Annotated in this window: 7 protein-coding genes; 2 read left to right on the forward strand and 5 right to left on the reverse strand. The window is 74.0% G+C overall.

Annotated features, from left to right (window positions below; translation table 11 throughout):
- Nucleotides 1-26 precede the first annotated feature (26 nt).
- A complete protein-coding gene (locus ACFW2Y_RS34550) occupies nucleotides 27-527 on the reverse strand; it encodes a GNAT family N-acetyltransferase (protein ID WP_384887328.1) in 501 nt (166 codons plus the stop codon).
- Between the two features lie 33 nt (nucleotides 528-560).
- Here ACFW2Y_RS34550 and thpR point away from each other — a divergent pair, with 33 nt between their 5' ends.
- On the forward strand, nucleotides 561-1148 hold the full coding sequence (gene thpR, locus ACFW2Y_RS34555; protein ID WP_384887331.1) for an RNA 2',3'-cyclic phosphodiesterase: 588 nt from the start codon (nucleotides 561-563) through the stop codon (nucleotides 1146-1148).
- Nucleotides 1149-1420: 272 nt separating this feature from the next.
- Here thpR and ACFW2Y_RS34560 read toward each other — a convergent pair whose 3' ends face one another.
- From ACFW2Y_RS34560 to ACFW2Y_RS34575, 4 genes are all read right to left on the reverse strand, one after another.
- Complete coding sequence (locus ACFW2Y_RS34560; RefSeq protein ID WP_384887333.1) at nucleotides 1421-2410, reverse strand: aldo/keto reductase; 990 nt, start codon at nucleotides 2408-2410, stop codon at nucleotides 1421-1423.
- Between the two features lie 68 nt (nucleotides 2411-2478).
- The gene (locus ACFW2Y_RS34565) at nucleotides 2479-2697 is read right to left on the reverse strand and encodes an ester cyclase (RefSeq protein ID WP_384887344.1); all 219 of its coding nucleotides are present in this window, start codon (nucleotides 2695-2697) and stop codon (nucleotides 2479-2481) included.
- A complete protein-coding gene (locus tag ACFW2Y_RS34570) occupies nucleotides 2694-3389 on the reverse strand; it encodes a GDSL-type esterase/lipase family protein (RefSeq protein ID WP_384887336.1) in 696 nt (231 codons plus the stop codon). Before ACFW2Y_RS34570 ends, ACFW2Y_RS34565 begins: the two co-directional genes overlap by 4 nt.
- A 61-nt stretch (nucleotides 3390-3450) precedes the next feature.
- Entirely contained in the window at nucleotides 3451-4290 is an 840-nt protein-coding gene (locus ACFW2Y_RS34575) for an alpha/beta fold hydrolase (RefSeq protein WP_384887339.1), read from the reverse strand.
- A gap of 71 nt (nucleotides 4291-4361) precedes the next feature.
- On the opposite strand from ACFW2Y_RS34575, the gene ACFW2Y_RS34580 reads away from it, so the two are divergent.
- Entirely contained in the window at nucleotides 4362-5360 is a 999-nt protein-coding gene (locus ACFW2Y_RS34580; protein WP_384887341.1) for a WD40 repeat domain-containing protein, read from the forward strand.
- The last annotated feature ends 3 nt before the right edge of the window (nucleotides 5361-5363 follow it).

Below are 5363 nucleotides of genomic sequence, written 5' to 3' on the forward strand. Positions count from 1 at the left end.
GGCCGGGACCTGCCGCGTCCCGGACCTCAGAAGCGGCGCTCCAGCACCTGGCCCGGCCAGTCGTCGACCGCGAAGGCTTCCGTACGGGTGAAGCCCTGCCCCTCGTAGTACGCCACGAGCCGGCCCTCGCTGCCCGCGAAGCAGTCCACGCGGAGCAGCGACACCCCCTGGCGTCGGGTCTCCGCCGCCGCGTGCTCCAGGAGCGCCGCCCCCACCCCGCGGCCGTGGAACCGCGCGTCGGTCGCCAGCAGCCGCACGAACACCTCGGGCTCGGCGGCCGGCGGAACGTGCCGGCCGGGGTGCGGCGCCAGGGTCATCACGCCCGCCGGCTCGCCGTCGACCTCGACGATCCACGGATCGCCCTCGGCCGCCGTCCGTCGGACCTGCTCCACCGCCTCGGAGCGCTCGGAGAAGGGCTCGGTGCCCCACTGGGCGGTGATCCCCTTGCCGTTGAGCCAGACGACCGCGCTGTCGAGTACGGAAAGCATCGCGGGGAGGTCCTCCACCCCGGCCTTACGGATCTTCATGCAGCTCAGGCTAGTCGGTGCCAGACTTCTGGCATGAGGCTCTTCGCCGCCGTGGTGCCGCCCCCGGAGCGCCTGGACGAGCTCGGAGGCGTCGTCGACCGGCTGCACCGACTGCCCGGGGCGGACCGGCTCCGCTGGACCGCGAGGCCCGGCTGGCACCTCACCCTCGCCTTCATGGGAGAGGTCGAGGAAGCGCTCCTGCCCGAACTCCGGGCCCGACTGGCCAGGGCCGCGCACCGGACGCCGCCCTTCCCGCTGCGTCTGCACGGCGGCGGTCGCTTCGGGCGGAGCGCCCTGTGGACCGGGATCGCCGGCGACCTGGACGCCCTGCGACTCCTGGCCGAGCGGTCCGACGCCGCCGCGCGCCGGGCCGGGGTCCCGATGGAGGAGCCCCGCCGCTACCGGGCGCACCTGACCGTCGCACGGCCCCGCAAGGAGGGGGCGGTGGACCTGCGGCCCTTCGTGGCGGAGCTCACCGGCCTGGAGGGGGAGCGCTGGTGGGTGGCCGAGCTGGCGCTCCTCCGCTCGTACCCGCCGGTCAGCGGGGTGCCGGGGGAGCAGCCCCGGTACGAGACGGTCGGCGCCTGGCCCCTTGAGGGCGGGGAGGAGGGTTCGGGTTAACCTCGAAGGGTGGACCCGAAGACCCGTAACCGGATCATGGCCGGTGTGCTCGTACTGATGTTCGCGATCATTGCGGTGGCGGCCGTGGTCGGTCAGTAGTTCCCGCACCCGCGCGGTGCGCCTGCCGCGATCGGGCGGCGCCGGCCGCGGAGGGCGGGGTGCGCACCCGTGACGCGCACGCCCCCACGACGACCCCGGTCGACTTCCCCGCCTCCCGGCGGCGGGTGGCCGCCGCCCCCGAGGGCGACGGCCGGTCGACGGGGTCCGCCCGCTCACCAGGCGAAGGCCTCCGGCGAGGGCCCGGGGCCGGGGAAGATCTCGTCCAGGGACGACAGGAGTTCGTCGCTCAGCTCCAGCTCCAGGGCGCGCACGGCGCTGCTCAACTGCTCCGGCGTCCGCGGTCCGACGATCGGTCCGGTCACGCCGGGTCGGGTCAGCAGCCAGGCCAGGGCCGTCTCCCCGGGCTCCAGGCCGTGCTTGTCGAGCAGCTCCTCGTACGCCTGGAGCTTCGCCCGCACGGCCGGGTCGGCGAGGGTCTCCGCCGCCCGCCCCTCGGTGCGCCGCTTGCCCGCGGTCTCCTTCTTCAGCACGCCGCCGAGCAGCCCGCCGTGCAGCGGCGACCAGGGGATGACCCCGAGGCCGTAGTCCCGGGCGGCCGGGATGACCTCCATCTCGGCGCGCCGTTCGTGGAGGTTGTAGAGGCACTGCTCGCTGACCAGCCCCATCGTCCCGCGCCGGGCGGCGGCCTCGTTGGCCTGGGCGATCTTGTAGCCGGGGAAGTTGGAGGAGCCCGCGTACAGCACCTTCCCCTGCTGGACCAGGACGTCCACGGCCTGCCAGATCTCCTCGAAGGGGGCCAGGCGGTCGACGTGGTGGAACTGGTACAGGTCGATGTGGTCCGTGCGCAGCCGCTTGAGGCTGGCGTCGACGGCCCGTCGGATGTTCAGCGCCGACAACCGGTCCTCGTTGGGCCAGGGCTCGCCCCCGGGCGACATGGAGCCGTAGACCTTGGTGGCGAGGACCGTCTTCTCCCGCCGGCCGCCGCCCCGGGCGAACCAGGTGCCGAGGATCTCCTCGGTGCGGCCCTTGTTCTCGCCCCAGCCGTACACGTTGGCCGTGTCCACGAAGTTCAGGCCGGTGTCGAGTGCGGCGTCCAGGATGCGGTGGCTGGTCGGTTCGTCCGTCTGCGGACCGAAGTTCATCGTGCCGAGGACGAGTCGGCTGACCTTGAGTCCGGTGCGTCCGAGCTGCGTGTACTTCATGGAGCACCAGCCAACTGCCTGGAGTCCGCTCGAAGCAAGGGGCCCTGCCGGAGGCGGGTGCCGGGGAATCAGCCCGTGGCGTCCGGTCGCCGCAGCTGGGCGGTGCCCCCCTGCCGGTCGATCTGGATCCAGTACTCGACGATGAGGCCGTCCTCGACCCGGTAGACCGCGCCGGTCACCGCCGTGACCGGCGCACCGGTCGGCGGGTGGCCGTCCACCGCCCCGACGTGCCGCCCCTGCTGCGTCCAACGGGCGTAGACCCGGTCCGTCCCGGCGGTGCCCCTCAGCGGGCGGCCACCGGGAGCGGGTACCGGCTACCCAGGCCCCACGCCCGGTGCATCGCGTCCGCGAAGGCCGCCGCCAGCTTGTGCTCGCCGTCGGGGCCCGGGTGGGTGCCGTCGTAGGTGTCGACCCGGAGGTCGTACGACTCCGGGACCTCCGCGAGCAGCAGCGGCGAGGCGGCGGTGTCCAGGTCGGCGACCGCCTTCGCGAGGAGTTCGTTGAAGCGGGCGCACTCGGCGGCGAAGGCCGCGTCACAGCCGGCGCGGACGTTCGGGATGACCGGCAGCAGGACGGCCCGGACGTGCGGGTTCGCGGCCCGGGCAGCCGCCACGAACGCCCGGACGTTCTCCTCCGTCTGGTCGCTGTTGGTGTAGAAGCCCAGGTCGATCAGGCCCAGCGAGACCAACAGCACGTCCGCCCCGGTCGCCGTGACGGCCCCGCCGATCAGGGGCGCCATGTGCAGCCATCCCTCGCCCCAGCCGGCCAGGTGGCGCCGGGCCGCGGCGGGGAACGCCGGGTCGGGGTGCGCGTCGGAGGTCGGGGCGTCGGTCGCGGGGTCGTAGGTGCCGGAGCGCGGGCCGACGATCTCGTACCCGCCGGGGAGCGTCGCCTCCAGGTGCTCCCACATGCGGTAGCGCCAGGTCCAGTCGCCGGCGCGTCCGATGGTCATGCTGTCGCCGACGAACAGAAAACGCATGGTCACATCATCGCGGACGGCGTCCCGGAGCTCGACGTGATCCGGGACACGGGGGCGGCGGTCAGGCCAGGAAGGACGCCAGCCGGTCCACGAACCGCTCCGCGTCGTCGTGCCACGGGAAGTGCCCGGCCCCCGCCAGGACCGCCAGTTCCGCCTTCGGGAACAGCCCCGCGTACGCGGCGGCGGTCGGCACCGGGGTGTTGGCGTCGCCCTCCCCGGCGACGACCAGCACCGGCCGCTCGAACTCCGCGAACACCGCACGCGTCACGGCCGGTTCGTAGGCGCCCTCGCTCCCGTAGACCGCGGCGGCCTCCCCGTTCCGCTGGTGCGCCACCGCCGCGTTCCGCTCCTGCGCGGCCTCGTCCCAGGTGCCGTGGAAGAACGGCGCGACCGCCGCGAAGGCCTCTGCCGTCCCCCGCCCCGCCGTCAGGTCCTCCAGTGCCGCGTACGCCTCCGCGAACCACGGTTCGCCGGCCCGCAGCCGCGCCGCCGCGAGGCGTTCCTCCCCGGTCGTTTCGATCCCGGGGGCCGCCGGGCCCGGGGTGACCAGCACGAGCCGGGCCACCCGCTCCGGGTGCCGGGTCAGGTACAGCGCGGCCAGGTTCGCGCCCGCCGAGTGCCCGAGCAGGTCGATCGCGTCGAGCCCCAGGTGCACGCGCAGCGCCTCGACGTCCGCGACGAGCCGGTCGCAGCGGTACGAGGACGGGTCCGCCGGCTCCGCCGAGCCGCCGCTGCCCCGCAGATCGAGCCGGATCAGCGTGCGGTGGGCGTCGAGCCCGCCCAGGTCGCCGAGGTAGACGGAGTCCTGCACGGGGCCGCCCGGGAGGCAGAGCAGGGGGGCGCCGGAACCGGACGCGTGGTACGCGAGCGGGGTGCCGTCGGGAGCGGGGAAGGAAGGCATGGGCGTGACCATGACACCGCCTCTCCCGCTGGTCAAGCGGGTTCCCGCACCCCCGTGGCAGGCTTGATCCCATGCGATCTGCTCTGTGCGCCCTCGGCGCTGCCGCGGCCCTGGCGCTGCTCCCGGCCGGCCATGCCCGTGCCGAAGGGCAGGAACCCGACCGGGACTTCACGATCCAGGACTCCCGGATCACCGAGTCCAGCGGGCTCGCCGCCAGCCGGGCCCACCCCGGGATCTACTGGACGCACAACGACCAGGACGCCCCGCTGATCTACGGCGTCGACTCCCGCACCGGAAGGACCGTCGCGACCCTGACCATGGCCGGCGTCGGCACCCCGAGGGACATGGAGGGCATCGCGGTCGGCCCCGACGGCGACATCTACGTCGGTGACATCGGGGACAACCTCGACGGCACCTGGGACCACGTCTGGATCTACCGCTTCCCCGAGCCGAAGACCCTGAAGGACCAGACCGTCAAGGCGCGGCAGTACGTGGTGAAGTACGCCGACGGAGCCCGCAACGCGGAGGCCCTGATGGTCCATCCGAAGACCGGACGGGTGTACATCGCGAGCAAGAACCAGGGCGGCGGCGGACTCTACGCGGGCCCCGAGCGGCTCTCCGCGTCCGGCACCAACGTCTTCCGGCGCGTCGACGAAGTGCCGTGGGTGACCGACGGCGCCTTCTCGCCGGACGGCGACCGGCTCGTCCTGCGCGGCTACTTCAGCGCCAGGGAGTACGTCTGGAAGGACGGGCGCCTCGGGGACGACGGCACCTCGGTCGGCGCCCCCTTCCAGGGGCAGGCCGAGTCGGTGACGTACACGAGGGACGGCTCGGCCTTCATGTTCGGCTCGGAGGGCAGGAACAGCCGGGTGGTGCGCGTGGACCGGGCCGGGTGGACCGACCCGTCCGGCAGCCCCTCCGAGCCGCCGCCCTCCCGGGCACCGGGAGCCCCGCAGGACCCGACGGCCGGGGAGCAGACCGACCGGGGCAGCGCGACCACCGGTTTCCTCGTCCTCGCCGGCGCCACCGCCCTCGTCCTCGGCGTCAAGCGCCTGCTCCGGAAGGACTGAGCC

Origin of the sequence: Streptomyces sp. NPDC058877, from assembly GCF_042742855.1 — a bacterium.
Taxonomy (GTDB): domain Bacteria; phylum Actinomycetota; class Actinomycetes; order Streptomycetales; family Streptomycetaceae; genus Streptomyces.